Here is a 25,367-nt window from a genome sequence, read left to right as displayed (position 1 = left end):
GCCGGGCCGGGAGTTATCCACAGGTTCGTCCACACCTGGGGAGAATCACACGGGTGTAATTCACACCTGTTAACAGACTTGTTAACGACCCCCCGCACGAAAAAGCCCCGGTCATCGACCGGGGCTTTCGCGTTGATGAGTCAGCGCCAGCGCGTCGTCATCAGGAAGCCGAGGAACGCGATGCCGAAGCCGATCACCAGATTCCAGGCCTGGATGCCGGGGATCGGGAACTGCATGCCGCTGAGGTAGAAGACGAGGATCCATACCAGCCCCACGAGCATGAGCCCGATCATGATCGGCTTGAACCACACCGGGTTGGGTGCGGCTTCGCCTTCTGCGCGCTCGACGAGCGAGTCGTCGTCCTTGCTGCGTGGTCTTGCCATGCAGCGATTGTATCTGTCGGTGAGCCTTCACACGTGCTGACTAGAATCGCGCTGTGGATCACGCGGTCGGCGCCGCCCCGGCAGGGGCTGCGGCAGTGGGCGGTGCGCGACGTCGCAGCGCCTCTGAGCGTCCGCGCCGTCGCACGTCCGTGGTGGGGGTGATCGGCGAACTGCTCATCACCGCCGGGGTCATCGTGCTGCTCTACGTCGTCTGGCAGCTGTGGGTCGGGGACCTCATCTACGGTGCCCAGCGCAACGCCACCGGTCAGGAGCTGTCGGAGCAGTGGGCGCAGCAGTATGAGGCCGCCGCCCCCAGCACCGAGCCGGAGGCCGACGCGCCCGTCACGGCCGAGCCGATCATCCTTCCCGAGCCGGCGGACGCGCAGGAGTTCGCCGTCATGAGGATCCCCCGCTTCGGCGACGATTACGCCGTCCCCATGGCGGGCGGAGTCTCGCGCGCGCGAACGCTGGACACGATCGGCATCGGCCACTACCCGGGCACCGCCATGCCGGGCGAAACCGGGAACTTCGCTCTCGCTGCTCACCGCACCACGTGGGGCAAGCCCTTCAACCGCATCGCCGAGCTCCGTATCGGGGACGCCATCGTGGTCGAGACGCCCGACGGCTGGTACACCTACCGCTTCCGCACGCTGGAGTACGTGACGCCCGACGAGGTCGAGGTGCTTCTGCCCGTGCCGCAGCGCATGGACGTGCCGGCGGGCACGGCCTACATCACCCTGACGAGCTGCAGCCCCATGTACTCCCTCGCCGAGCGCATCGTCGCGTACGGCGTGTTCGAGTCCTTCACCCCCCGCGCGGCCGGGGAGCCGGCATCCCTCGAGGCGGTGGCTTGATGTACGCGGCGCTGTGGCGAGTCCTTCCCGGTCCCTGGTGGGTGCGTCTGCTCATCGTCCTCGTCCTGCTGGCCGCGGTCCTCTACGGCCTGCTTTTCTACGTGTTCCCGTGGGTCAGTCAGTTCGTCAACCCGCAGGAGGTCACCGTGTCGCTCGGCATCCCTTCCGGCACGTCGTTCCCGGTGTGAGGCCGTCCTCATGACCACGGCGCCGATCCTCGTCGTCGACAATCACGACAGCTTCGTCCACACGCTGGTCGGCTACCTGCATGAGCTCGGCGCCGCCACGGAGCTCGTCGAGGCCGACGCGATCAGCGACCCGGCGGAGGCGATCGCGGGGCGCCCGGGCGTGCTCGTGTCACCCGGACCCGGCGCGCCCGAGGACGCCGGCGCCTCCGTCGACGTGGTGCGCGCCGCCGCGACCGGCGGCGTCCCGCTGCTGGGCGTGTGTCTCGGACATCAGGCGATCGGCGTCGCGTTCGGCGCGACCGTCGACCACGCCGCCGAGCTGATGCATGGCATGACGTCGCAGGTGCACCACGCGCGAGGCCCGCTGTACGACGGTCTTCCCGACCCGTTCGTGGCGACGCGCTACCACTCCCTCGCGATCGTGCCTGAGACGCTCCCCGAAGCGCTCGCTCGGACGAGCTGGACGGGCGGCGGTGTCGTCATGGGCGTCTCTCACCGCAGCCTCCCGATCCATGGGGTGCAGTTCCACCCCGAGAGCGTCCTCACCGAAGGCGGCTACCGCCTGCTGGGCAACTGGCTTGCGAGCCTCGGCTATGCGGATGCCGCCGCTCGTGGCGCGTCGCTCAGCCCGCACCGCGCTCGCGGTGCCTGACCGCCTTCGCCCGCGGACTCGCTAGGAGCCCGAGCAGAAGGTGAGGGTGATCTCGGAGTGCACGGGCACGTCGCCGGGCGCGAGCGACTGCGACGCGACGGTCGGCGGTGCGGAGGCCGGGCACGCCGTGTCCTCCTGGGTCAGCACGGTGAGCCCGGCCTCCTCGAGTTCGCGCGTCGCCGCTTCCACGGTGTAGCCGCGCACATCGGCGATCGTCACGCGACCGGATGCCACCACGAGGTTGACGGTCGTGCCGACAGGCACCTCGGCGTCGGCGGCGTGATCGGCGGAGATCACCGTGCCGCCGGCCAGGGCCGGGTCATTGCGCTGCGTGATCGTCCCCAGCGTGAGGCCGGCCGCTTCCAGCGCCTGGATGGCGGCATCCTGCCCCAGTCCCTCGAGCTGCGGGACCGTCGCCATCTCCTGACCCGCGGAGACGTAGACGCGCACCTCCTGCTGGGGGTTGACCGATTCGCCGGCGGCCGGGTCGGTGCGGATGACGTTGCCCTCGGCGACGTCGGCGTTCTCCTCGTCGACGCGGATGGCCAGCAGATCCTCGTCGGCGAGCTCCTCGTTGGCCCGCTCGTACGTCATCCCCGCCACGTTCGGCACGATGCGCGCATTGGCGGGCACGTCCTCGCGCGGCTGGATCGACAGCACCCAGAACAGCAGCGAGATGAGCAGCACGGCGAGAAGTCCGACGCCGGCCCAGATCCACGCGACCGGAGGACCGGCCTGCGTGCGCTTCATGGTGGTGTCGGTGCTGAGCTGACGCAGGGACCGCGCGGTCTCGGCCGCCTGACGCGGGTTGGGACCGTAGAGCTCGCTGGTGAGAGCGCCCACCTGCCGCTTGGTCGGCTGGCGCCCGTCGATGGTGGCATCCAACGCCTCTCGGAAGCCGGCGGCGTCCTGGTAGCGCTGGAACGGATCCTTGGCGAGTGCGCGAAGCGCAACGGCGTCGAGCGCCCGGGGAACGATCTCGTTCACCTCGGACGGGGGCACCGGGGCCTCGCTGACGTGCTGATACGCGACGGCGACCGGCGACTCGCCGCGGAACGGCTGGCGTCCGGTGAGCAGCTCGTACAGCACCACGCCGGTGGAGTAGACGTCGGCGCGGGCGTCGACCGGCTCACCCTTGGCCTGCTCGGGCGAGAAGTAGGCGGCGGTGCCGAGGATCGTCGTCGTCTCGGCGACCGTGGAGGAGCTGTCTGACACCGCGCGGGCGATGCCGAAGTCCATCACCTTCACCTGGCCGGCGTCGGTGACCATCACGTTCCCCGGCTTGATGTCGCGGTGCACGACCCCGGCGCGATGGGAGTACTCGAGCGCCTCGAGGATGCCGTCGACATAGCGGACGGCATCCGAGACGGGGACCGGGCCCGCGGCGATGATCTCCTTGAGCAGGCGGCCCTTGACCAGCTCCATGATGATGAACGGAACGGGCCGGGTCACGCCGTCGGTGCCGGTGACGGCGTCCTCGCCCGCGTCGTACACGCGCACGATCGTGGGGTGCGCCATGCGGGAGGCGGCCTGCGCCTCGAGGCGGAACCGGGTGCGGAACGCGTTGTCGTCGGCGAGGTTCCGGTCGAGGATCTTGATGGCGACTTCGCGGCCCAGCGTGAGGTCGTACCCCCGGTAGACGCTCGCCATGCCGCCACGACCGATCGGCTCGTCGACGCGGTAGCGTCCCGAAAGCACGCGCGCCTCAGCTGTCACAGTCTCTCCCTGCATGGAACCTCAGCCAGACTAACCGAGCGCGCACGGCTCCCGCCGAACGCGCGACTCCGGATGACGCCTAGAGCGTCGGCACCGGAGTGGGGTCCGCCGGCTGGATGGTGGAGGTGGCCTCACCGGACGGGCCCGACGTCCGGTCGCCGGACGGGCCGCCGGTGCACGTCACGGTGTAGGTCACGATGACCGTGCCGCTCGTGACGTTCTCGGGCACCTCGATCTGGGTCGACCGCTCGGAGGAGCCGAAGGACGAGCTCGACTGACCGTTGGGGAACGTGCCGATCGACGTGGTGAAGTTGTACGCGCTCGGCGACCCCTCCCCCGGCGGGCAGGTGTAGCCCTGCCACGTGACGTTCAGCGTGCCGCCGGGCTGCACCGTCGCGGAATCCACCGCGGGCGCCGTCGGCGTCGGCATGGCGACCTGAGGACCGTAGGTCGTCAGGTTGATCGTGGTGCCGAGCTCCACGCGGCCGGTGGGATCGACGTTGTAGATCAGCCCCTCCTGCTCGGCCGTCGGTGCGGCGTTCCCGGCGGTGCAGCTGGCGACGAGGTTGTTCTCGTCGAGGATCGCCCGAGCCTGGTCGCACGTGATGCCCTCGAGGCCCAGCGCGTTCACGTTCACGCGTTCGGGTGTCGTCGGGGTCGGCGTGGGCGTCGTCGTCGCCGTGCGGGTCGGCGCTGGCGCACTCGTCGAGCGGGTCGGCTCGGGCTGGCCCTGGTTGGCGATGACCGCCCAGAGCGTGCCGAGGAGCACCAAAAGGAGCAGCGCGATCAGGGCGATGAGCGGCCACGTCCACGGACTGCGCTTCTTCTTCTCCGCCGGCGGCTCGTCGGCCCCGACCGGATCCTCGCCGGCGGCGGCTGCGGGAAGCAGCCGCGTGGCGGCACCCGTGGCGGCGCCGGCGGCGAGCAGCTGCGTCGCCTCGTCGCCGGCGGCCATGCCGGCTGCGATGGCGGGAACCGCGGCCGTCGCCGCGGTGAGGTCGCCGCGTCGCAGCGCCGTCGCGGCACGCGACACCGCCGCCGCGGAGGCCGGGCGCTCCTCGGGCTTCTTCGCGATCATCGCCATCACGAAGTTGCGCACCGGCTGCGACACCGTCGGCGGCAGCGGCGGAGGCTGCTCGTTGATCTGCGCCATCGCGATCGCCACCTGCGACTCGCCGGTGAACGGCCGCTTGCCGGCCAGGCACTCGTACGCGACGATGCCGAGCGAGTAGATGTCGGTGGCCGGCGACGCGGGGTGCCCCGAGGCCTGCTCGGGCGAAAGGTACTGGACCGTGCCCATGACCTGACCGGTCGCGGTCAGCGGCACCTGGTCCGCGATGCGCGCGATGCCGAAGTCGGTGATCTTCACACGGCCGTCGGGCGTGATGAGCAGGTTGCCGGGCTTGATGTCACGGTGAACGAGACCGGCGGCGTGGGCGGCCTGCAGGGCGGCGGCCGTCTGCGCGACGATGTCGAGGGTCTTGTCGGTCGAGAGCGAGCCGTCGCGTTCAAGGATGGTCGACAGCGCCTCGCCGGGCACCAGCTCCATCACCAGGAACGCGCTGCCGTTCTCCTCGCCGTAGTCGAAGACGCTGGCGATGCCTTCGTGGTTCACCAGGGCGGCGTGTCGGGCCTCGGCGCGGAAGCGCTCGAGGAAGCCGGGGTCCCCCATGTACTCGTCTTTGAGGATCTTGATGGCGACCGTCCGTCCGATGACGTGGTCGGTCGCCTCCCACACCTCGCCCATGCCGCCGATCGCAATGCGCGAGTCGAGTTCATAACGGCCGCCGAAGGTCACGCCCTGCGTCGGTCTCATCTGCCCAGCACCGCCTCCATGACCTTCTTCGCGATAGGAGCGGCGATGGTGTTGCCGCTGCCCGACTGCCCTTGCCCGCCGCCGTTCTCGACGACGACGGCCACGGCGACCTCGGGGTTCTCCGCAGGTGCGAACCCGGTGAACCACAGCGAGTAAGGAGCGTCGCCGTTTTCCGCGGTGCCGGTCTTTCCGGCCACGTCGACCCCGTCTATTCTTGCACCCGACGCAGCGCCGTCACTGACATTGGCGACCATCATCGAGACCATCTGCTCGGCGAGGTCCTCGTCCAGTGCGCGCCCGAACTCGGTGTCGTCGAACGTCTGCTGCACCGACAGGTCGGGTCCGATGACCCGGTCCACCATGCGCGGATTCATCACGACGCCGCCGTTGGCGATGCCGGCCGACACCATCGCGATCTGGAGCGGCGTGGCGATGACCTGGCCCTGGCCGAACCCGGTGAGGGCCGTCTGCGGGTCGTCGAGGCCGCGCGGGTAGCTGGAGGCCGTCGACGTCAGCGGCAGCTCGAACGACTTGTTGAACCCGTACTTCTCGGCTTCCTCGCGGATGGCGTCGTCGCCGAGCTGGACGGCGAGCTCCGCCATCGGGATGTTGCAGCTCAGTCGCAGCGCGTCGGCGATCGTCACCGTCTCTCCCGGTCCGCACGTCCCACCGCCGGCGTTGTGCACGACGCTGTTGGACTGCGGCAGCTGGTAGGACGCCGGGTTGGGCAGCGTCGACTGCGGCGTGTACTTCCCCGAGGCGAGCGCAGCCGACACCACGACGAGCTTGAACGTCGAGCCGGGCGGGTTCAGGTTTCCGGCGATCGCCCGGTTCCACAGCGGCTTGGCCGGGTCGGATTCGAGCTGATCGTACGTGGCGTTGACCTCTCCCGTCAGGTGCCCGGCCAGCAGGTTCGTGTCGTAGCTGGGGCTCGTCACCATCGCGAGCACCCGACCGGTGTCGGGCTCGATCGCGATGACGCCGCCTTCGAGGTCGCCCAGCGCCTCATAGGCGGCGCGCTGCACGTTGGCGTCGAGGGAGAGCACGACGTTCGATCCCCGCGGGGGCTGGCCGGTGAAGATGCGCTCGATGCGGGAGAAGAACTGCGAGCCCGCCGTGCCGCTGAGCGCGCCGTTCATGGCCTGCTCGATGCCGGTGGCCGCACCGAGGGCGGGATTGATGTAGCCGGTCACGGGGGCCCACATGTCGGCGTCGGCGTACTGCCGCTGCCAGCTGTAGACGTCGTTCGACGGCACGGACGAGGCGATCGCCGCGCCGCTGGCGATGATCGACCCGCGCTGCACCTCGTACGAGTCGTAGAGCGCCCGGGTGTTGTTCGAGTCACGGGCGAGCTGATCGGCCTGGACCACCTGGATCCAGCTCGTCGAGCCGAACAGGGCGAGGAACATGATCAGCATCAGGATGCTGAGACGGCGGAGTTCTTTGGTCATATCAGCCGATCACCACCCGGGGACGACTGCGGACGGCATCCGAGATCCGCAGCAGCAGCGCGACGATGATCCAGTTGGCCACGAGCGAGGATCCGCCCGCCGCGAGGAACGGGGTCGTGAGACCCGTGAGCGGGATGAGCCGCGTCACACCGCCCACCATGATGAACACCTGCAGGGCGATGGTGAACGACAGTCCCGTCGCCAGGAGCTTGCCGAAGTCGTCCTGACCGGCCAGGCCGATGCGGATGCCACGGCTGGTGAACACCATGTAGAGGCAGAGGATCGCGAAGACGCCGACGAGGCCGAGCTCCTCGCCGAGCGCGGGAAGGATGTAGTCGCTCTCGGCGACCGGGGTGATGTACGGGCGCCCCTGCCCCAGACCGGTGCCGATCAGGCCGCCCTGTGCGAGCCCGTAGATGCCCTGCACCAGCTGGTAGCTGCCTCCATCGCGGGCGACGATTTCGGGGTTGAAGGCATCCAGCCAGTTCGCGAAGCGGCCCCCCACGTACGGCAGCACGCGCGAGGCCAGGAGCGCGCCCGAGACGGCGAGCACGACGCCGATGAGCACCCAGCTGGTCTTGCCGGTGGCGACGTAGAGCATCGCGACGAACATCCCGAAGATCAGCACGCCCGTGCCGAGGTCGCGCTGCAGGACGATGATGCCCAGCGAGATCAGCCAGATCACCAGCAGCGGACCCAGCTCGCGCGCACGCGGCCAGGTCATGCCGAGGAAGCGCGTGCCCGTCGACGTCAGACTCTCGCGCGTGCGAACCAGGTAGCCGGCGAAGAAGATCGCCAGCGAGATCTTCGCGAGCTCACCCGGCTGGAACGTGAAGAAGCCCACGTCGACCCACACGTCGGCGTTGCCGCCGCCGCTGAGGCCCGGAATGATCGGCAGCACCAGCAGCAGGATGCCGGCGAAGCCGAAGATGTACGTGTACCGGAACAGCACGCGGTAGTTGCGCATCAGGAGCACCACGACGATCGCCGCAACCAGGGCGATGGCGCCCCAGGCCAGCTGGCGCGTGGAGAAGGCATCCCAGCCGTGGCGGTCGCGCGCGAGGTCGAGGCGGTAGATCATCGCCAGCCCGATGCCGGTCAGCAGGGTCGCGATCGGCACCACGAAGGGGTCGGCGTCGCGAGCGCGCAGTCGCAGCAGGATGTGGAGCGCGAGCACCAGCGCGGTGAGGCTGCCGCAGTAGACGAGGAACGTCCAGTCGATCGCTCCCTCCGAGCCCAGCTGCACGAGCGCGATCGCCGACCAGTTGATGGCGAACACGAACAGCAGCAGCGCCAGCTCGCGGTTGCGCTGGGTCTGCGGCACGCGGATCCGACGGAGTGCGCGTACGACCGCGGTGTCGGCCGACACCGTGCCCGTGGCGGGTGCCGCCGATCTCGTGGATGCGCTGCTCATCGGCCTCCTCCCGCCGTGTCCTCGATGCTCGTCACGATACGGCGCGCATCTGTGAGGGAGCTCGCCGAGATCGTCTGCTCCACCGTGGCGCGGGCGAAGTCCGAGAGCGAGTCGAGCGGGATCTCCGTGTCCTCGTACGGCGTGGACAGTGAGATGGGGCCGATGTTCTGCTGCACGCCGCGGTAGATCACCACGGTGTCCTCGTCGCCGCCGACGTAGTAGCGCGTCTGCGTCCACTGGTAGCCCACCCACAGCGCCCCCGCCAGGAGGGCGAGCACGAGGAGGACGCCGGCGATCCAGCCGACGCGGCGGCGCCGCGCCCGACGACGGTCCTCCTCGATGAGCTCCTCGAGGAAGTCCGACGACGGCTCGTAGTGGGTCGGCTCGTTGGCGGCCTGACGGTTCGGATGCAGCCAGCTGGTGCGGCCGGGACGCGCCGCCGGGACCTCGACGCCGCTGGGGTTGGAAGCCGAGCCGACGATCGTCGGGGTGCCCGAGAACAGCGGATGGTGGCCGCCGACGTCGACGATGACGATCGTGACGTTGTCGGGAGCGCCGCCGTCGAGCGCCTGCTTCAGCAGGATGTCGGCGGTCCGCCCGGGCGCCAGACCCTGCCCGAGCGCCTTCGCGGTGTGCGTGTCGTCGACCACGCCCGACAGGCCGTCGGAGCACAGCAGCCAGCGGTCGCCCGGCTGCGTGGGCATGATGAACGTGTCGATCTCGGGGTCGGCATCCATGTCGCCGAGCACCCGCATGAGGACGGACCGGCGCGGGTGGTAGCGCGCCTCCTCCGGTGTGATGCGCCCGGAGTCCACCAGGCGCTGGACGAAGGTGTGGTCGGTGGTGATCTGGGTGAGCGCGCCGTCGCGGTACAGATAGATGCGCGAGTCGCCGATGTGGGCGATGACGGCGTAGTCGTCGACCATGAGCAGCGCGCTGACGGTCGTGCCCATGCCGGCGAGCTCGGGTTTGACGTTCACCGTGTCGATCAGTCGCACCGCGGTGTCCGAGATCGCGTCGCGCAGGGCGGCCTCGGCGGCCGTGGGCGAGTCGTACGGCCCGTCCAGCTCCTCGAGCCGGGCGATCGCGAGGCTGGAGGCGACGTCGCCGCCCGCGTGGCCGCCCATGCCGTCGGCGACGACGAACAGGTTCGATCCCGCGAATCCGGAGTCCTGGTTGTTGGAGCGCACCTTGCCGGTGTGCGAGATCGCCGCGCTCGAACCCTGGAAGACCATGCCTGAGGGATCCGCCCGTTACTTCCGCAGCTCGAAGGTCGTCGCGCCGACCTTGATCGGGGCGCCGATCTTCACCGGGACGGGCGAGGTGACGCGCGTGCCGTCGTGCCAGGTGCCGTTGGTGGAATCGAGGTCCTGGATCATCCACTGGTCGCCCCACAGCACCAGGCGGGCGTGGTGGCTGGAGGTGTAGTCGTCGCGGATCACCAGGCCCGACTCGCTGGACCGGCCGATCGTGAGCGACTCGTTCCCGAGGGGCAGTTCGAGGCCGGCCTTGGGGCCGCTGGTGATCACGATGCGGGATGCCGTCGTGGTCGTCGCCGGCCCGTCAGCCGGTGACGGCGCGGGCGCGGGTGTGAACGGCGCGGTGGCCGACGAGGGCCGTGCGGGGGCCGGCGATCCGGCTGCCGCCGGGGCCGGGGCATCCGGCAGCTTCCGCACCTTCACGCCGAACAGGTCTGCGCGCAGCGAATAGATGACGGCGAAGACGAACGCCCACAGCACCACGAGGAACCCGATGCGCAGCAGGAGCAGGGTCAGTTCGCTCATGCGAGCGGCCCTCCGTCGCGAAGATCGAACGCGCGGGTGGCGTCCTCTGCGGACATGCGGGGCTTGGGCGGCGCCGCCTGAGGCACGACGCGGAACACGATGTCGGTGCGCCCGATCGTCACGGTCGACTCCGGCGGAAGGGCCGCCTCGGTGATCTTGCGGCCGTCCAGCGAGGTGCCGTTCGTGGAGTCCATGTCGCGGACCATCGCGCGCTCGCCGTCCCACAGGATCTCGACGTGCTTCCGGCTGGTGCCGGCGTCCGAGATGGTGATGTCGGCGTCGCTGCCCCGCCCGATCACCGTGCGGGACTTCGTCAGGGGGATGCGCCGGCCCTCCACGTCGACGACGCCGCGCCACGACACGTTGCCGCCCTGGGCGGTGGAGGACTCCACGCGCAGCGTGCCGGTGGAGAGCTGCTCGTCGCGCTGGAGCGAGATCGACACCGGACCGGCGAACGAGTACCCCTGGGCCTTGGCGTGCTTGTGGACCAGCGTGTCGAGCTCGTGGCGGAGCGCGTCGCCGAGCGCCGACATCCGGTCGTCGTCGGAGGGCGCGAGTCGCACGGTGAACGTGTTGGGCGCGAGGATGCGATCGCGCGCGACGACGGCGGCCTGCTTGTCGAGTTCGCTGCGCAGCGCCGACGCGATTTCGACGGGCTGGATGCCGCTGCGGAAGGTCTTCGCGAAGGCGCTGTTCACAGCGCGCTCGAGACCTTTCTCGAAGCTGTCAAGTAGTCCCACGGGGCTCCTCGGGGGCGGGGGTGCCGGTTGCTACATGCTAGTTGCACAGCCTGGACTGATCATGAATCCCCGTCCGACCGGGCGAGTTCGGCTGCTGCCGCGTCGCATGATATCCTCGGGAAGTTGAGTTTCGCGGAATCCTCGGATGCCGCGACTCGCGCGAGTGGCGGAATAGGCAGACGCGCTGGCTTCAGGTGCCAGTGCCCGAAAGGGCGTGGGGGTTCAACTCCCCCCTCGCGCACAGCAAGGCTCAGAGGGTCCCGTTAGGGGCCCTCTGAGCCTTTTTGCGCTCGAGGGGAGGCGGCGGATCTCCTCGGGGTGGGCCCACGCCGCCGGAGGCTCCGCGCGACGCGTCAGCGGCGTGTGGAGGGGCGGTGGGGACAACTCCCCCCTCGCGCACAGCGATCGTGAAAAGGGCTCCCGGAAGGGGGCCCTTTTCAGATTCCTGACGTAGCGAGCCGGTCACTCGCCGGCATGGGCGCTCTCGCGCCGAGCTGCGCCCACGCGTCGGCGAGCATCCTCACCCCGCGATCCAGTTCGTCGGCGGGGCTCGTCATCGGAAGCCGCAGGAAGCGCTCGAGGGACCCGTCGATGGAGAACTTCGGACCCGGGACGAGTGACATCCCGCGCGCCCGGACGATCGATGTCAGCGCCGAGCTCGCCGGCTGGTTCAGCTGCACCCACAGCGACATGCCGCCGTCGGGCCATGGTGTCCTCCACTGCGGGAGGTGGCGGCGCAGCGAGGTGCTCAGCACCGTCCGGTGCTCGCGCAGCATCCGCTGCCGTCCGACGACGAGTTCGTCCATCCGGCGCAGCACCTTCTCGCCGACGAGCTGTTCGATGGGCGGTGTGCCGAGGTCCCCCGCGGGGCGGGCCTGCACGAGGCGGCGGATGACCGCTTCGTCGGCGCGGATCCACCCGATGCGCAGACCGCTCCAAATGGACTTCGACAGCGATCCGAGGGTGATGACGCCGGAGCCGTCGGGTCCGGCGCTGCGGGCGGCGTGGCGAGCGAACGGGCCGTCGTCCCAGTCGCGGTCGATGTTGAGGTCGACGGTCGCTTCGTCGATGACGAGGGTGGTGCCGGCGGAACGGGCGGCCTGCACGAGACGCGCCCGATCCTCCGGGTCCATGGATACGCCGGTGGGGTTCTGGAAGTCGGGGATGAGATACGCGACCGCCGGCCGCATCTGCTGGATGGTCGCGAGCAGGTGCGGGATGTCCCAGCCCTCGACGGTGATCGGCGTGGCGACCATCCGTGCGCCCGCGCGCTGGAACGCCTCGTACGCGTGCGGATATGTCGGCGACTCCACGAGTGCGATGTCGGACCGGTGGATGAGGGTATGCGCGGTGAGAGCGATCGCGTGCTGCCCCCCGGTGGTCACGAGAACCTGGTCCGGCGATGTGGGTAGGCCGCGCTGCGTGTACCGGTCGGCGATGGCTTGCCGCAATCCGTCGTTGCCGAGCAGGTCGAAGCCGGGGAAGGTCGTGATGTCAGGCAGATCACTGGTCACTTCGGCGATGAGCTCCCGCAGACCGTCCACCGGGGGCGGCACGGCGCCCGCGAAGTTGACCGAGCCTCCTGTCCGCTTCGACACGTCGGCGAGATGGGGGAGGGTCGCGCGGCTGCCGGAGCCCTGCCGGCTGAGGAGGTATCCGCTGTCGCGCAGCTCCTGGTAGGCCGCCACGACGGTCGTGCGACTGCGCCCGGCGTGCGCTGCCAGCTCGCGCTCGGACGGCAGACGCGTGCCGACGGGGATGCGCCCGTCGGTGATGAGGACGCGGATGCGACCTGCCAGTTCGGCGTAAGCGATCGATTCGGTGCCGAGGTCGCCGGTCATCGACAGCAGCGCACGGGCCGAGATGCGAGGTCCTGTCGCTGACATGGGTCCAGCATGCGCAACTGGACCGCGCGGCTGCCACCCATTCTGCGGTTCTCTTCGACATTGGCAGGAACTGGACGGCGAAAGGCGCTGCAATGGCTGAGGTGGGAGTGCTCGTCGTGGTGGGCATCATCCTGGTCGTCGAGATCGCGGTGACCCTTCGCGTCGTGCTGCGCGACGATCCCGGTCGACGACCGACGAGGCGTTACTACGACAGCAGGACGCCGGAGCCGTAAGGTCAGCTCGCGCCGATTGATCGCGTGCTGCAGAACGAGAACTCGTTCGACGCGAAACCACGCTCCGCAGCTAGCGTGCATTCATGGAAGCTTCGCGGCGAGAACGTCATCGGTCCGGCTTGATCGCGAGTGTAGGGACCGTGCTCATCGTCGCGTACTCGCTGCTCGCCCTCGCGCAGATCCTCTGGTTGAACCCACGTGCTGCCGCGCCGGGGCTGCAGATCGACCAGATCTGGGAAGACATGGCCGCAGCCGGCGAATCGATGCACACCCCCCTGGTTATCGGCATCCTGACCATCGGTCCCCTGCTTGCGCTCTTTCTCCTTGTTGCGGCACTGACCCGCTCCGACGTGACGCCTCTCGGCATGGTGTTCGCATATTTGTCGATCATCGCCTTCGGGCCCCTGGCCTACTTCGCCGCGTCGTTCGGTCCGGGGATGAGCCTTGCCGACACGTACGGGATCGGTGGCGCCGACTACTCACCGTGGGCTCGGCCGTTGTACGCGACGAGTGCACTCGCGATGATCGCGCTCGTCTCGACGGCGGTGTGGGCAGCGGTTGCACGACGCCGCACCCGCTGACGACGCGAATCGGCTCTCACCAGCGACGGCAGCGACCCACCCGTACGTCTCGCATCGACTCGACCGTCGTCTGACGGCGACTGCGGGGGCGTGCGCCTGCTCCTACTGTCGTGTGTCGCTCGATGTGACGAGCCCGGCCGTCGGCACCATCCACATCGGCATCCTGCTCACGGTCCTGAGGGCGCTGCCTCTCGCGCTGGGCGCGTGGGGCGTCGTGGCACTGCTCGACCGCTACTCGAGCCGGCCCCGCCGAACCTGGACGGTGCTCTCGGTCGCGGTGCTCGTGGCGTCGCTCGTCCCGCTCGTCTTTCTGGATGCCACGGCCGCCACGAGGGTCAGCCTCGCCTGGATGCATGTGGTGTGCGGGCTCATCCTCATCGTGCTGCTGCGGCGCACGACCCTCGACCGACGCGGAGCGCGCCGCTCGAACGCGTGACCCTCACGCGCCGCTCAGACCGTCGAGCGCCGGCACGAGGGCGAAGACGATCTCCTCGGTCTCGCGCCCGAGGCCCGGCGCGTATGCGACGTTGCGCGACACCTCCGTGAACCCGATGCGCTCGAGCACCGCGATGCACGCCGCGTTGTGGGCGGCGGTGCGCGCGAAGAGCGGTCGCACGGGCTCGCGCGAGACCAGAAGACGCAGCGCCTCGCTTGCGACGCCGCGCCTCCAGGCGTGACGGGCGATCCAGAAGCTCACCTCGCGCTCGCCGTCCACGGTGAACGTCGCCGCGGTTCCCGCGAAGCCGCCGTTCTCGGTGACGACGAGGCTGACCACGTCATCGGAGGCGCGCTGGCGCGCGATCCAGGCGTCGAAGGCGGCGCGGTCGTCGGGGTCGTCCGCGGTGAAGGCCGCCATGGCGACCGCGTCGCGGTCGCGCATCATCTCGAAGATCGCGTCGAGATCGTCGTCGTCCAGAGGGCGCAGCTCGATGTGGTTCACCCCGTCCACGCTACTGTTCCGCGTCCCGCGGACGGTGGGGCTTGACCGACGTGACGACGCCGCTCTCGCGACGTCTTCCCGGCCGGCGATCGCCCCGCGCTGTGCAACATTTCTGTCACAACTTTCCCGACCCTGGTCGTGCGGGCCGCGCTTCACTACGTTGGAGTCACTCGCCGCAAAAGCGTCGAGCACACAGAAGAACGGCAAGTAATGAGCACGCAGGGCACCGTCAAGTGGTTCAACTCGGAGAAGGGATTCGGCTTCATCGCACCCGATGAGGGCGGAGCCGACGTCTTCGCGCACTACAGCGCGATCGAGGCGAGCGGCTATCGCTCCCTCGAGGAGAACCAGCGAGTCGAATTCGAGATCGCCCAGGGCCCCAAGGGTCTGCAGGCGGAGAACATCCGCCCCATCTGAGGCGTCGGGTCGAGGCATCCGGCTTCCGCGTGCGCATCGTCGCCGCCGGCGAGTCGGGTGCCTCGACTCCTTTCGGCCTTCAGTTCTCTCAGCTGCGCTCGCCGCGCACGAGCTCCAGTCCCGCGCCCGCGAACTGCCGGAGCGTGGCATCCGGCAGGAACGCCCTCGTGAGCGCTCCGCCGATGCGCGTCAGATCGCTCTCGTCGCGGTAGAGCAGGTACAGCGTCTCGTACCGCGGGTGGAATTTCTCCTTGAAGCGGTGGAGTGAGCGGAACCCGTAGACCGGCTCGAGTGTCTCGGCCAGCTTGTCACTCAGCGTGGAGATGATGCCGGCATCCGGCGGGTACTCGTGCGCGAGCGGCGCACCCGACAGCGACATGACCTCGGCGCCTTCCTCCGAGAACAGCTTCGCCGACGAGCCGATCAGGAACTCCATCACCGGGCCGAAGCCCCCCTCGCGCCGCCGCATCAGGTCCAGCGTCCACCCCCGCACTCGACCCTCGCCGCCGTAGACGGGCAGCCACGAGAGGAAGCCGTCGACATCCCCGTTCGGCGCGATGGCGAGCGCCAGGCGGACCTCGGGGTCCTCGGCCTCGACGAGCGTGCCCAGCGTGAAGCCCATCTCGGGCAGTCCCTTGTCGCCCACCCACATCTCGGAGATGGCCCGCAGCTGCTGGCGCACCCCCCACGTCTCGTCGGCGAGCCGGGTCATGCGGAAGGTCATCTCCTCACGGCCGGCCCGATTCAGCGAGGAGCGCACCGAGTTCCACTGCTTGCCGGTGAACTGCAGACCCGGCAGGTCGACGATGGTGTCATCGGCGACCACGAGGCTGCGCCACGTCGCGGGCACGGCGGCGCGCGTGGCCGCGTCGGCGCTGAAGAAGCACGGAACGAGCCCGGCGTGCTCCGCCTCGTGGATGAACTCCTCGACGGATGCCGCGCGCGAGGATGCCGGGCCGAGCGGGTCGGCGAGCGCGAGGGCCACGCCCATCCGCTTCTGGTACGCGACGATGCCGTCGGCGGTGCGGGCGTAGCTGTTGCCCTCCCACGTCGTCATCCACGACAGCGTGCCGCCGCCGTGCGCGTGGAGCATCTGCTTCACCTCGTCGACGTCGGGAGCGGGCTGCCGGCCCAGGGAGGACGAGCGCCGCGCGCGGAACGCGCGACGCACCCAGATGAGATAGATGAGCATGAGCAGCCACAGCACGCCGCTGGCCAGTGACAGCTCGGTCTCGCCGTCGATCCGCGCTTCCAGCTGCGCCTCGCTGGCGATGATGATGACGGTGAGGACCACGACCGCGGTGAGGACGTTGAAGGCCGCGACCACCACGCCGACGATCCAGGCCCAGCGGCGACCGCGGCGCAGCCCGTTGGCGATGACGATGATGACGACCGTGTCGATCGCGAAGTCGATGAAGCCGCCCGAGACCGGCTCGGTGGGCCCGAAGGGTCCATCGGTGGGCACGAGCAGCGTGATGACCTGGATCGCGCCGAGCACGATGACCGCGATGAACGCGATGAGGCGCTGCTCGCGCACCGTGGTGCGCTGCACGCGCAGCGAGCGGTCGACGAACAGCACGAGGGCGACCGCGAGCAGATGCTCCAGGTCGGCCAGCGCCCCCCAGAACAGCATCGCGACGAACACGAAACCGAGGAGGACGAGCCACGCGCGTACGCGCCAGGGCGGGACCAGCAGCCCGACCGCGGCGGCGATGCAGGCCATCGAGCCGCCCGAGGGGCCGACGTCGAGGTCCGCCGCCTGCGTGGCGGCCCACTCCCACGGGAACAGGGAGCACAGCCAGATCACGACCGCGGCCGCGAGAACCGCGAAGAGCTGCCCACCGGCGAAGTACAGCAGCGCGACCCGGGAGCCCCGCCGGAACTCGAGATACAGCATCCCGACGAAGCTCAGGATGGTGAAGACGTAGACCCAGGGGCGGGCGACGAAGAACGTCCCGGTGATCGGCGTCCACCAGCGCCCTTCGAGGAAGGCGGGGAGGCCGTACGCCACCGCGTCGAACGCGGGCGACTCGCGGAACGGCTGCCAGAGCCCCTGTCCGACGACACCGACCACCAGCAGTACGCCGATGACGGTGAGGGTGGCCGGAACGCGGCGGAGCACCGTCCGGACGGGCCGCCGAGCACGCGTCGATGCCTCGCTCATGCGATCACGATAGCGACGCGCCCTCGGCCGGGGCGAGGGTTCGGGCAGGTCCGCCGGTCAGGACCGGTCCAGGCGCGCGAAGTCGGCCAGCGCCTTGGCGTCCTCGGCGTCGCGCATCGCCCGCCGTGCCGCGTCGAGCGCCGCCACGGGGTCGTCCGCCTGACGTGCGCGCGCGAGCTCCTCCTGCGCCGAAAGGAGCCGGGCGCGGGCATCCGCCCCCGCACGCGAGTGCGCGACGGATGCCTCGGCCTGGGCGAGGGCGCGCCGTGCCGCGGCGAGCGTTCCCGGCAGGGCGGTGCGGGCGCCGCGCAGGCGCTGCTGCGCGGTGTGCGCGTCGCCGAGCGCGAGGTCGAGCCGGTTCCGGAGGCGCGCGATGCGGTCGACCGCCCATGTCGGCCGGCGTGCGGCATCCGCCTCCACTCGGGAGAGTTCCGACTCCACCGCGCGGATCTCGGTGCCCAGCCGGTCGGCGTCCGCCGGCTCGAGATGGTCTCGGACCACGATCGCGTGACGGAGGGCGGCGCGCGCAGCCGCGACTTCGTCGGGTATCGCCTGAGCCGCCTGCAGCACGAGGCGGTGCGCCTCCTCGAGGATGCGGGCGTCGTTCTCGGCCTGCCGCAGCGCGCGCTCGGCCGCTGCCAGCGTGGGCAGCGCCGTCAGCGCCGGATCCGACGCCTGCGCGGCCGCGGTCTCGAGCAGCCGTTTGGCCTCGTCGGCCTCGGCGACGGCGGCGTGCGCCGCGCGCGAGGCATCCCGCCACTCCTCTTCGGCGAAGCGCGACGACAGCTCCGCCACCAGCGCGGCCGGGTCGCCCATCGACGCGCGCAGCTGGGCGAGACGGCCGCGTGCGGCGTCGACCTGGCTCGCCGCCGAGACGTTCGCGCGCACCCACGCGCCGTGCTCGGCCCGGGCCGCGGCGATCGCCGCGAGAGCCTGCTCGGCGCGCCGCTCGATGCGCGTCGACGCGCGGCGCACCTCGACCGGCGGCACGTCGGCCGTGCTGATCCCGCGGTACTCCTCGAAGCTCGCGTCGCGGACGTGCTGCGCCGTCAGACGCGAGCGGCGCAGCGAGGCCGGGGCGTCGCCACCGTACATCGCGCCGGACAGGCCGACTTCGAGATCCAGTTCGCCGACGGCGTCGTCCAGGCGCACCAGCGCCGCACCCGCCTTCGCGCGGGCTGCGTCGGCGGCCGCCCGAGCACGGGGCGAGCGGCGCGCCCGGCGCACTGCCCAGGCCAGCACGAGGACCGCGATCGCGGCGACGCCGAACACGACCACCGATGGGATCACCCACCCGAGGATCGTGGCGACGGGTTCAGGCATCCGCGTCCTCGAACAGCAGGAGCGCGCGCAGTTCGTCGGCGGTGTCGACGGCCGCCTGTGCGCCGTCAGCCTCGTGCGGCCAGCTGAAGCCCCAGCGCACGAAGATGACGGGCACGTCGTGCACGGCGCCGCCGTCGACGTCGTGGTGACGGTCGCCCACGAGCACCGGCCGGCTGGTGTCGACGCCCGCCGCCTGCAGGCGGCGCAGCGCCTCGGCGACGATGTCGGCCTTCGCGCTGAGGGTCTTCTCGTCGGGTGTCGCCCCGACGATCGCGGTGAGCGAGGTCGACAGATCGAAGTGGTCCATCAGCGCGACCACCTGCACCTCGGGCTTGGAGCTCGCGGTCGCCTCGGGGATGCCGGCGGCGGCGACGTCCCTGATGATCTGGGCGACGCCCGGGAAGAGCTTCGCACCCGTCGTGTAGCCGTCGGACTTGTTGAGGGTCCGGTAGAACGCGACGGCCTCGGTCGCCTCGGCGGGCGTCATGCCGACGTTCGTCTGGAACGACTCGTACATGGGCGGGCCGATCCAGTGCACGAGCTCCGCGCGGGTGGGAGCCGGCTTGCCGAAGTGCTCGAGCGCGATGGTGAGCCGGCGCAGGATGCCTTCGGAGGCATCCACGATGGTGCCGTCGACGTCCCACAGCACACAGGTCCACGGGGAGCGACTCGACATGCCTCCACCCTACGGGCGCCGGCGTCGTGCCCCGGTCCCGGGGCGGCTCAGAACAGGCGGGGAGCGCCGGATTCGACGCCCTTCATGCCCTCGTAGTCGAGCGTGACGCACCGGATGCCGCGGTCGGCGGCGAGCACCTTGGCCTGGGGCTTGATCTCCTGCGCGGCGAAGACGCCGGTCACGGGGGACAGATGGGGGTCGCGGCCGAGGAGCTCCAGGTACCGCGTGAGCTGCTCGACGCCGTCGATGTCGCCGCGTCGCTTGACCTCGACCGCGATCGTGCCGCCCGCCGGGTCGCGCAGCAGCAGGTCGACGGGGCCGATCGCCGTCGGATACTCGCGCCGCACCAGCGTCAGGCCGTCGCCGATCACGTCGACCTGCTCGGCGAGCAGGCGCTGCAGGTCGGCTTCCACGCCGTCCTTCTGCAGGCCCGGGTCGATGCCCAGTTCGTGCGACGAGTCGTGCAGAACTTCGTAGATCCGCACGAGCAGCGCGTCGCCGGTCTTGGCATGCGTCACGCGCCAGTGCTCGAGCACGCCCGCGGCGGCCGAGTCGGCATCCGGCAGCTCCACCTCGAGGCGGCACGGCGGGCTCATCCAGTTCAGCGGCTTGTAGGAGCCGCCGTCCGAGTGCACCAGCAGGCTGCCGTCGCCCTTGTGCACGAGCAGACGCGTCGCGAGGGGCAGGTGGGCATTCAGCCGACCGGTGTAGTCGACCGAGCAGCGGGCGATGACGAGACGCACCCGAAGAGCCTAATCCCGTCGAGGCTCCGGCTCGGGCCCACCCGGTCGGCGCGGGGTCAGTGGCGCCCGGCCCCCACCGTCGACCCCGCGACGGGCCGCGCGGCCGGCGACGCCAGACCGGATGCCACGGCGAGGGCGACCAGGATGTACAGGGTGTTCAGCAGGCCGATGTGCTCGCTGATGAAGCCCAGGATCGGCGGGCCGCACAGGAACGAGATGTAGCCGATCGTCGCTGCCGCGCTCACGCGCGCTGCGGCCTTGGCGGGGTCGTCCGCGGCCGCCGACATCCCGAGCGGGAACCCGAGGGCGGCCCCGGCGCCCCACAGGGCGGACCCGACGAAGACGAGCGGCAGGTTCGGAGCGAGGATGAACAGCAGCAGGCCGCCGGCGGCGAGCGCCGACATCGCGCGGAGCGTGTTGACGCGACCGAAGCGGTCCACGAGCGGTCCGCCGAACACCCGCACGACCGTCATGGCGACGGAGAAGACCGTGAGCCCGAGGGCGCCGACCGCGGGATCGGCTCCGTGGCCTTCCACCATGCCGAGCGCGAGCCAGTCGTTGGCGCCGCCCTCGGCGAACGCCATCCCGAGCATGATCACGCCGAGCGTGTAGGTGCGCGGCTCGCGCCACGCCGACAGCGACGTGTGCAGGCGCTCGCGCCAGTGCGGCTTGTCGGCCGCGGCCTCGGCATCTCCGGTGAAGTCGCGTGCCGGCACGTTGGCGTACGCGGCGAAGGCGATCACCACGATGAGCGCGCCCATGACAGCCGTGTGGACGAGGACGTTCACGTTCCAGCCGGCAGCCACCGCGCCGATGCCGGCGCCGATGACCGTTCCGAAGCTGAAGAAGGCGTGGAACAGCGGCAGGATCGTCCTGCTCGACTGCTTCTCGATCGCCGCGCCTTCGACGTTCATCATGACGTCGACCGCGCCGTTGCCGAGCCCGAACAGCATCAGCCCGATGACCACGACCACATACGAGTGCAGGACATCGGTGCCCACCCCGATGATCGCCACCCCCGCGGCGAAGACGATCATCGCCGCGAGCATGCCCTTGCGGGCGCCGAGGCGCGCGAGGACGACGTTCGCCACTGACAGGCCGGCGATGGAGGCGGCGCCCGCCCCCAGGAGCATCAGTCCGATCTGCGTGTTGTCGACGTCGAGCGTGACCTTGATCGCGGGAACCCGCGAGGCCCAGGTGGCGATGCTGAGACCGCTGGCGAGGAAGACGGCGAAGATCGCGGTGCGCCAGCGCACGTATTGCGATCGCGTGAGCTCGAGTTCCATTGCGACAGGGTACAGGCTGCGGCGCCGATGTCGAATCGATTCGACGAGACGCGGAAGGCGGGTACCATCGTGACGTCATGAGCACGCGCCGCGCCACCATCTCGGACGTCGCCCGCGAGGCCGGGGTCTCGCCGTCGACGGCGTCCGTGGTCTTCAGCGGCAAGACGCCGGTGTCGGATGCCACGCGCCGGCGCGTGCTGGATGCTGCGGCGACGCTCGGCTACACGGGTCCGGATCCGCGCGCGGCCTCGCTGCGTCGCGGAAGGTCGGGCATTGTCGGTGTGGTGTTCGAGGAGCACCTGGGCAGGGCGTTCCTGGATCCGGTCAAGACGCTCATGATGGACGGGCTCGCCGACGGCGTCGCGCCGCTGGGCGCGGGGCTGCTGCTGCTGCGCGACCACGAGCCGACCGGCGCCGGGCCGTCGCTGACGACCGCCTCCCTCGACGCGGCGGTGCTCGTGGGCTGCAGCGGGCTGCTGCGGGAGTCGCTCGACGCGGTTCGGGCGCGCGGCATCCCGGTGGTCGTCATCGAGGGCGACGCCGGTGACGGCGTGCCGCGCATCGAGCTCGACAACCGGGAGGCGCAGCGGCAGGCGGCGAGCCACCTGCGTGCGCTCGGCCACAGCCGCGTCGCGGTGGTCGCTCTTCCCACCGGGCCGCAGTGGGAGCGGGGGTGGCTGCGCGACGACTCCGCCATCATCGTCGACGTCACGCGCGAGCGGCTCGCCGGCGCACTGGACGTCTTCCCCGACGCGCCGGCGTTCGCGGCCGCCGGCAGCTTCATCGACGAGGGCCTCGCCGCCGGCCGGGTGATCTTCGCCGACCCCGAGCGACGGCCCACGGCGGTCATCGCGCAGAGCGACCTCCTGGCGGCCGGCGTGATCCGCGCCGCCGAGGAGGCGGGGCTGCGCGTGCCCGAGGACGTGAGCGTGACCGGCTTCGACGGCATCGTCGTGGACGGTCTCGCGCCCTACGAGCTCACGACCCTCGTGCAGCCTGCCACCGACAAGGGACGGGCCGCCGGCCTCGCCGTCGCCGCGATGCTCGAGGACCGGCCCGCGGCATCCATCCGCTTCACGTGCACGTTCCGCGAGGGCAACACCACCGGCCCCGCCCCGACGGCGTAGGCCTTCGTCGGCCGCTTCCCCGTGGATCTCGATACGGCTCGCTTCTCGCCTCCTCGATCGCCGGGTCACTCGCCCGGAACGACCGCGGTCACGAGGTCCGCCACCAGATCGTCCAGCGCGTCGCCCTCGGGCAGGAGGCTCGGGAGCGTCAGGTACTCCAGGATCAGACCGCTCATGCCGAGGTAGAGCAGCAGGGCGGTGCGCCGGTCGCCGGGGAACCCGCCTTCGACGTGTGCTGCTGAGATCGCCTCCAGGTTCGCGGCGTACCGGTCCGTGATGGCGTCGGCCAGGTCCGGCCGTCGCGCCGCCTCGAGTCGCAACTCGTACAGGGCGAGGAAGCCCTCGCGATCCCGGCGAGCACGTCCGAGCAGCTCCTTCATAAGCTGCGCCTCGCGGGCGCGGGTGGGCGCCTCGGACTCGGGCGCGGCATCCGGCGTCAGACGCTCGAAAACGTGGTGCCCCAGCTCTCGGAGCATCTCGTCGCGATTGCCGAAGTAGTTCGACGTCGTGCCGGGCGGTACGGATGCCGCCTCGTCGACGGCCCGGAAGGTGAGCCCGCGTGCGCCGGATCGGGCCAGCACAGCGATGCCGGCATCGAGCAGCCGTCGGCGCCGTTCGGGGTTCGAGACCATGGGGCCAGTCTTGCATAAGAACCACTCCACTTGCAGTACTCCAGATGTAGTGGTTAACTCAGGGTCGATGCGGCCGCCCGGCCGCCGGGGAAGGAGCCGCCATGCGCGAGCTGACGTACTACATCGCCTTGACCATCGACGGGTTCATCGCCGGCCCGAACGATGAGATCGACTTCTATCCGCTGGCCGATGACCACTCCGCCTATATGAACGAGCAGTACCCCGAGATGGTCCCGACGCATCTGCGTCAGGCGATGGGCATGGACGACGTGCCCAATCGCCGGTTCGACACGGTGGTGATGGGGCGTCGCACGTACGACCCGGCGCTCGAGGTGGGTATCACCAGGCCGTACGCGCACCTGCGGCAGATCGTGGCGAGCCGGTCGCTCGCGTCGCCGGACCCCGCGGTCGAGGTCGTCCGCGATGACCCGCGCGCACGAGTGCAGGAGCTGAAGGCGGAGGACGGACTCGGGATCTACCTCGCCGGCGGCGGACAGCTCGCCGGGCAGCTTCTGCCCGAGATCGATCGGCTCGTCGTCAAGAAGTACCCGGTGATCGCAGGAACGGGACTGCCGGCGTTCGCCGCGGGCTTCCAGCCGACCCGGTTCACCTTGGAAGAGGCCGCGACCTTCAGCAACGGATGCGCCGTGCTGACCTACCGGCGCAGCGAGCGCACCGGCTAGGAGCGCTCGGGACCGAGGGGGAGGGGGCGCTCGCCGAAGTCGGAGATGGTGTACCGGCCGCACGAGATCTGGTCGGCGTCATCGATGAACGCGCCGCCGGGCAGTTCGAACGACGGGGACTGGGCGTCCTGCACGAGGAACGACACCTCGCCGACGGCGAAGTCGTCGCGGTTGGCAAGCCATGCGTAGGCCCGCAGCCGGTGATCGACCTGTACGAGCGCTCGCGGGTCGGCGAGGTGCGCCTTGGGGAGTCTCACGGTCCAGAACTGGCCCGCGCCGGTGCGACCGGACTGCTCGACCCATGAGACCACGCAGTCCAGGTCGCCGTCGGGAGCGGTGGCCGCGGCGGAGATCCGCGGGATGCCGACGCCGAGCGAGACGAGGAGCACCAGCACGCCGGCCGCAGCGGTGACCGTCGCCCGCACGCGCCCGGCCGGGCGCGGGAGCGACCCTCGCCGACGCTCCCACGCCGGCAGCGCCATCTCCGGCAGGAGCACGAGCCCCAGCAGCGGCGCGAACTCGATCGGCTGCAGATACCGGGCGGCATGGGTCCCGAGCACGACGGCGCCCGCGGCCACCGCGAGCGGCATCAGCCACCCGCACGCCGCCACGACCATCGCACCGGTGGCACCGCGCCGGGCGAGGAGGACGGTCGCCGTCGCGCACCATCCCCACAGCGCCAGCAGCAGCGCGCTGCTCAGCGCGCCGAGCGGCGAGCTCCACCGCTGCGCGACCAGGTCGGCGTAGTACACGAGCGAGTCGGCCCACCTCGTCACGTCCGCGTAGCCGGCGCCGGAGTTGGCGATGAGATGCGACAGCGGCATCCGGCCGAGGAATCCGATGAGCGAGCCGGCGACGAGCGCGCCCGCGAGCCACGCCGCCACCCGCCGGCGCCGTACCGCCGCGACGGTGACCAGTACCGCGGCCAGGGGCACCGTCGCCCACGCCGCGAACAGCGGGTTGGACAGGACGGATGCCGCCGCCACGGTGCCGAGCACGATCATGGGGCCGCGCGGCACGGTGTCCGGCGCTTCGCGCTCGAGCGCGCGCCGGACGATCCCCACGGCGAGCAGGACGCCGAGGACCGTGGCGCTGTAGTACGTCGTCGTGGCCAGAAGCGACGCGAGCTCCAGGGCGTCGCGGTCGGCGGAGGTCTCGCTCATCGCGATGAGCGCGAACCCGGCGAGTCCTGCCAGCGCGGCGGCGACCGGTGCGCGCCCGCGCCCGGATCGTCCGGCGACCAGGCGCAGCGCCCCGTACAGGGCGAGGATGTTCACGACCCCTGCGAGGGCGAGAGTGCCGTCGACCCCCAGTCCGATCAAGGTCAGCGCCGCGAGCACCACCGTCTCGGGGAGGAACAGCACCGTCGACAGCGCCCAGTCCTGGGGCTGGCCGGTGGCGATGGACCGCACGATCAGCGTCGTGACGAGCGAATCGCCGTCGCGGAACAGCAGCTCCGACCGAGCGGATGCCGCCAGCACGGCCACGACCGCCACGGCGACCGCGACCGCCACGGCGGCGCCGAGCGTCTCGCGCGCCCAGCGCGGCAGCTCGCGGCCGGAATCCGGCCTCGATCGAAGGCGGTGCATCGCCTCACTCTGCCACGCGGGACCCGGCATCCCGCGGTGGCGGTATCGGGGCCGCTGCCGCCTGCACAGGACAGAGCGATCCTGCCCGC

General features: G+C 70.6%; 26 protein-coding genes and 1 tRNA gene. 10 read left to right on the top strand and 17 right to left on the bottom strand.

The window, feature by feature from the left end; translation table 11 throughout:
• Nucleotides 1–140 precede the first annotated feature (140 nt).
• Nucleotides 141–383: a cell division protein CrgA gene (locus tag AC5RVZ_RS13380; RefSeq protein WP_494066242.1), complete on the bottom strand. Its 243-nt coding sequence runs from the start codon at nt 381–383 to the stop codon at nt 141–143.
• A 53-nt stretch (nt 384–436) separates the two neighbouring features.
• Between AC5RVZ_RS13380 and AC5RVZ_RS13375 the strand changes: the two genes are divergently transcribed.
• From AC5RVZ_RS13375 to AC5RVZ_RS13365, 3 genes are read left to right on the top strand one after another with little or no spacing between them, the layout of a single operon-like run.
• Entirely contained in the window at nt 437–1,237 is an 801-nt protein-coding gene (locus AC5RVZ_RS13375; protein ID WP_494066241.1) for a class E sortase, read from the top strand.
• Entirely contained in the window at nt 1,237–1,425 is a 189-nt protein-coding gene (locus AC5RVZ_RS13370) for a hypothetical protein (protein ID WP_494066288.1), read from the top strand. The genes AC5RVZ_RS13375 and AC5RVZ_RS13370 overlap by 1 nt, the downstream gene beginning before the upstream one ends.
• A gap of 10 nt (nt 1,426–1,435) precedes the next feature.
• A complete protein-coding gene (locus AC5RVZ_RS13365; RefSeq protein ID WP_494066240.1) occupies nt 1,436–2,077 on the top strand; it encodes an anthranilate synthase component II in 642 nt (213 codons plus the stop codon).
• 21 nt (nt 2,078–2,098) lie between these two features.
• On the opposite strand, the gene pknB is transcribed toward AC5RVZ_RS13365, so the two are convergent.
• From pknB to AC5RVZ_RS13330, 7 genes are all read right to left on the bottom strand, one after another.
• A complete protein-coding gene (gene pknB / locus AC5RVZ_RS13360) occupies nt 2,099–3,808 on the bottom strand; it encodes a Stk1 family PASTA domain-containing Ser/Thr kinase (protein WP_494066239.1) in 1,710 nt (569 codons plus the stop codon).
• 64 nt (nt 3,809–3,872) lie between these two features.
• Complete coding sequence (locus AC5RVZ_RS13355) at nt 3,873–5,609, bottom strand: serine/threonine-protein kinase (protein WP_494066238.1); 1,737 nt, start codon at nt 5,607–5,609, stop codon at nt 3,873–3,875.
• Nucleotides 5,606–7,060, bottom strand: coding sequence for a peptidoglycan D,D-transpeptidase FtsI family protein (locus AC5RVZ_RS13350; protein WP_494066237.1), 1,455 nt, complete (start codon nt 7,058–7,060; stop codon nt 5,606–5,608). Before AC5RVZ_RS13350 ends, AC5RVZ_RS13355 begins: the two co-directional genes overlap by 4 nt.
• 1 nt (nt 7,061) lies before the next feature.
• The gene (locus AC5RVZ_RS13345) at nt 7,062–8,474 is read right to left on the bottom strand and encodes an FtsW/RodA/SpoVE family cell cycle protein (RefSeq protein ID WP_494066236.1); all 1,413 of its coding nucleotides are present in this window, start codon (nt 8,472–8,474) and stop codon (nt 7,062–7,064) included.
• Nucleotides 8,471–9,709, bottom strand: a complete 1,239-nt coding sequence (locus AC5RVZ_RS13340) for a PP2C family protein-serine/threonine phosphatase (protein WP_494066235.1) — start codon at nt 9,707–9,709, stop codon at nt 8,471–8,473. Before AC5RVZ_RS13340 ends, AC5RVZ_RS13345 begins: the two co-directional genes overlap by 4 nt.
• An 18-nt stretch (nt 9,710–9,727) precedes the next feature.
• Nucleotides 9,728–10,258, bottom strand: coding sequence for an FHA domain-containing protein FhaB/FipA (locus tag AC5RVZ_RS13335; RefSeq protein WP_494066234.1), 531 nt, complete (start codon nt 10,256–10,258; stop codon nt 9,728–9,730).
• Nucleotides 10,255–10,998, bottom strand: coding sequence for an FHA domain-containing protein (locus AC5RVZ_RS13330; RefSeq protein ID WP_494066233.1), 744 nt, complete (start codon nt 10,996–10,998; stop codon nt 10,255–10,257). The genes AC5RVZ_RS13335 and AC5RVZ_RS13330 overlap by 4 nt, the downstream gene beginning before the upstream one ends.
• Before the next feature lie 157 nt (nt 10,999–11,155).
• Here AC5RVZ_RS13330 and AC5RVZ_RS13325 point away from each other — a divergent pair.
• A tRNA-Leu gene (locus AC5RVZ_RS13325) sits at nt 11,156–11,239 on the top strand.
• A 196-nt stretch (nt 11,240–11,435) separates the two neighbouring features.
• Here AC5RVZ_RS13325 and yczR read toward each other — a convergent pair.
• Nucleotides 11,436–12,884 carry a MocR-like transcription factor YczR gene (gene yczR, locus AC5RVZ_RS13320; protein ID WP_494066232.1) on the bottom strand — a complete coding sequence of 483 codons (1,449 nt, stop codon included), beginning with the start codon at nt 12,882–12,884 and terminating at the stop codon, nt 11,436–11,438.
• Between the two features lie 92 nt (nt 12,885–12,976).
• Between yczR and AC5RVZ_RS13315 the strand changes: the two genes are divergently transcribed.
• The 3 genes from AC5RVZ_RS13315 to AC5RVZ_RS13305 all read left to right on the top strand — a co-directional run bounded on the left by AC5RVZ_RS13315 (nt 12,977) and on the right by AC5RVZ_RS13305 (nt 14,134).
• Nucleotides 12,977–13,117: a hypothetical protein gene (locus tag AC5RVZ_RS13315; protein ID WP_494066231.1), complete on the top strand. Its 141-nt coding sequence runs from the start codon at nt 12,977–12,979 to the stop codon at nt 13,115–13,117.
• Nucleotides 13,118–13,257: 140 nt separating this feature from the next.
• Nucleotides 13,258–13,698: a hypothetical protein gene (locus AC5RVZ_RS13310; protein WP_494066230.1), complete on the top strand. Its 441-nt coding sequence runs from the start codon at nt 13,258–13,260 to the stop codon at nt 13,696–13,698.
• Complete coding sequence (locus AC5RVZ_RS13305) at nt 13,676–14,134, top strand: DUF6069 family protein (RefSeq protein WP_494066229.1); 459 nt, start codon at nt 13,676–13,678, stop codon at nt 14,132–14,134. Before AC5RVZ_RS13310 ends, AC5RVZ_RS13305 begins: the two co-directional genes overlap by 23 nt.
• A 3-nt stretch (nt 14,135–14,137) precedes the next feature.
• Here the strand turns inward: AC5RVZ_RS13305 and AC5RVZ_RS13300 are convergent, their stop codons facing one another.
• Nucleotides 14,138–14,638, bottom strand: a complete 501-nt coding sequence (locus AC5RVZ_RS13300) for a GNAT family N-acetyltransferase (RefSeq protein WP_494066228.1) — start codon at nt 14,636–14,638, stop codon at nt 14,138–14,140.
• Between the two features lie 210 nt (nt 14,639–14,848).
• Here AC5RVZ_RS13300 and AC5RVZ_RS13295 point away from each other — a divergent pair, with 210 nt between their 5' ends.
• Nucleotides 14,849–15,055: a cold-shock protein gene (locus tag AC5RVZ_RS13295; RefSeq protein WP_494066227.1), complete on the top strand. Its 207-nt coding sequence runs from the start codon at nt 14,849–14,851 to the stop codon at nt 15,053–15,055.
• 88 nt (nt 15,056–15,143) lie between these two features.
• Here AC5RVZ_RS13295 and AC5RVZ_RS13290 read toward each other — a convergent pair whose 3' ends face one another.
• From AC5RVZ_RS13290 to AC5RVZ_RS13270, 5 genes are read right to left on the bottom strand one after another with little or no spacing between them, the layout of a single operon-like run.
• Entirely contained in the window at nt 15,144–17,219 is a 2,076-nt protein-coding gene (locus tag AC5RVZ_RS13290; RefSeq protein WP_494066226.1) for a bifunctional lysylphosphatidylglycerol flippase/synthetase MprF, read from the bottom strand.
• Nucleotides 17,220–17,276: 57 nt separating this feature from the next.
• Entirely contained in the window at nt 17,277–18,542 is a 1,266-nt protein-coding gene (locus AC5RVZ_RS13285) for a hypothetical protein (protein ID WP_494066225.1), read from the bottom strand.
• Nucleotides 18,535–19,218 (bottom strand): HAD hydrolase-like protein, encoded by a 684-nt coding sequence (locus AC5RVZ_RS13280; protein WP_494066224.1) that lies wholly within the window; start codon nt 19,216–19,218, stop codon nt 18,535–18,537. The genes AC5RVZ_RS13285 and AC5RVZ_RS13280 overlap by 8 nt, the downstream gene beginning before the upstream one ends.
• A 47-nt stretch (nt 19,219–19,265) precedes the next feature.
• Nucleotides 19,266–19,961 carry an endonuclease NucS gene (gene nucS, locus AC5RVZ_RS13275; protein ID WP_494066223.1) on the bottom strand — a complete coding sequence of 232 codons (696 nt, stop codon included), beginning with the start codon at nt 19,959–19,961 and terminating at the stop codon, nt 19,266–19,268.
• Nucleotides 19,962–20,017: 56 nt separating this feature from the next.
• Nucleotides 20,018–21,247 carry an MFS transporter gene (locus AC5RVZ_RS13270; RefSeq protein WP_494066222.1) on the bottom strand — a complete coding sequence of 410 codons (1,230 nt, stop codon included), beginning with the start codon at nt 21,245–21,247 and terminating at the stop codon, nt 20,018–20,020.
• Between the two features lie 77 nt (nt 21,248–21,324).
• Here AC5RVZ_RS13270 and AC5RVZ_RS13265 point away from each other — a divergent pair, with 77 nt between their 5' ends.
• Nucleotides 21,325–22,374, top strand: coding sequence for a LacI family DNA-binding transcriptional regulator (locus tag AC5RVZ_RS13265; protein ID WP_494066221.1), 1,050 nt, complete (start codon nt 21,325–21,327; stop codon nt 22,372–22,374).
• Nucleotides 22,375–22,439: 65 nt separating this feature from the next.
• On the opposite strand, the gene AC5RVZ_RS13260 is transcribed toward AC5RVZ_RS13265, so the two are convergent.
• Complete coding sequence (locus AC5RVZ_RS13260) at nt 22,440–23,006, bottom strand: TetR/AcrR family transcriptional regulator (protein WP_494066220.1); 567 nt, start codon at nt 23,004–23,006, stop codon at nt 22,440–22,442.
• Nucleotides 23,007–23,107: 101 nt separating this feature from the next.
• On the opposite strand from AC5RVZ_RS13260, the gene AC5RVZ_RS13255 reads away from it, so the two are divergent.
• On the top strand, nt 23,108–23,689 hold the full coding sequence (locus AC5RVZ_RS13255; protein ID WP_494066219.1) for a dihydrofolate reductase family protein: 582 nt from the start codon (nt 23,108–23,110) through the stop codon (nt 23,687–23,689).
• Here AC5RVZ_RS13255 and AC5RVZ_RS13250 read toward each other — a convergent pair.
• Nucleotides 23,686–25,278, bottom strand: coding sequence for a hypothetical protein (locus tag AC5RVZ_RS13250; protein WP_494066218.1), 1,593 nt, complete (start codon nt 25,276–25,278; stop codon nt 23,686–23,688). The genes AC5RVZ_RS13255 and AC5RVZ_RS13250 overlap by 4 nt on opposite strands.
• Nucleotides 25,279–25,367 lie beyond the last annotated feature (89 nt).

It is taken from the genome of Arthrobacter sp. Cza30 (assembly GCF_059090765.1).
Note: the sequence above shows the minus strand (reverse complement) of the source record. Positions and strands in the feature narration are given on the sequence as shown.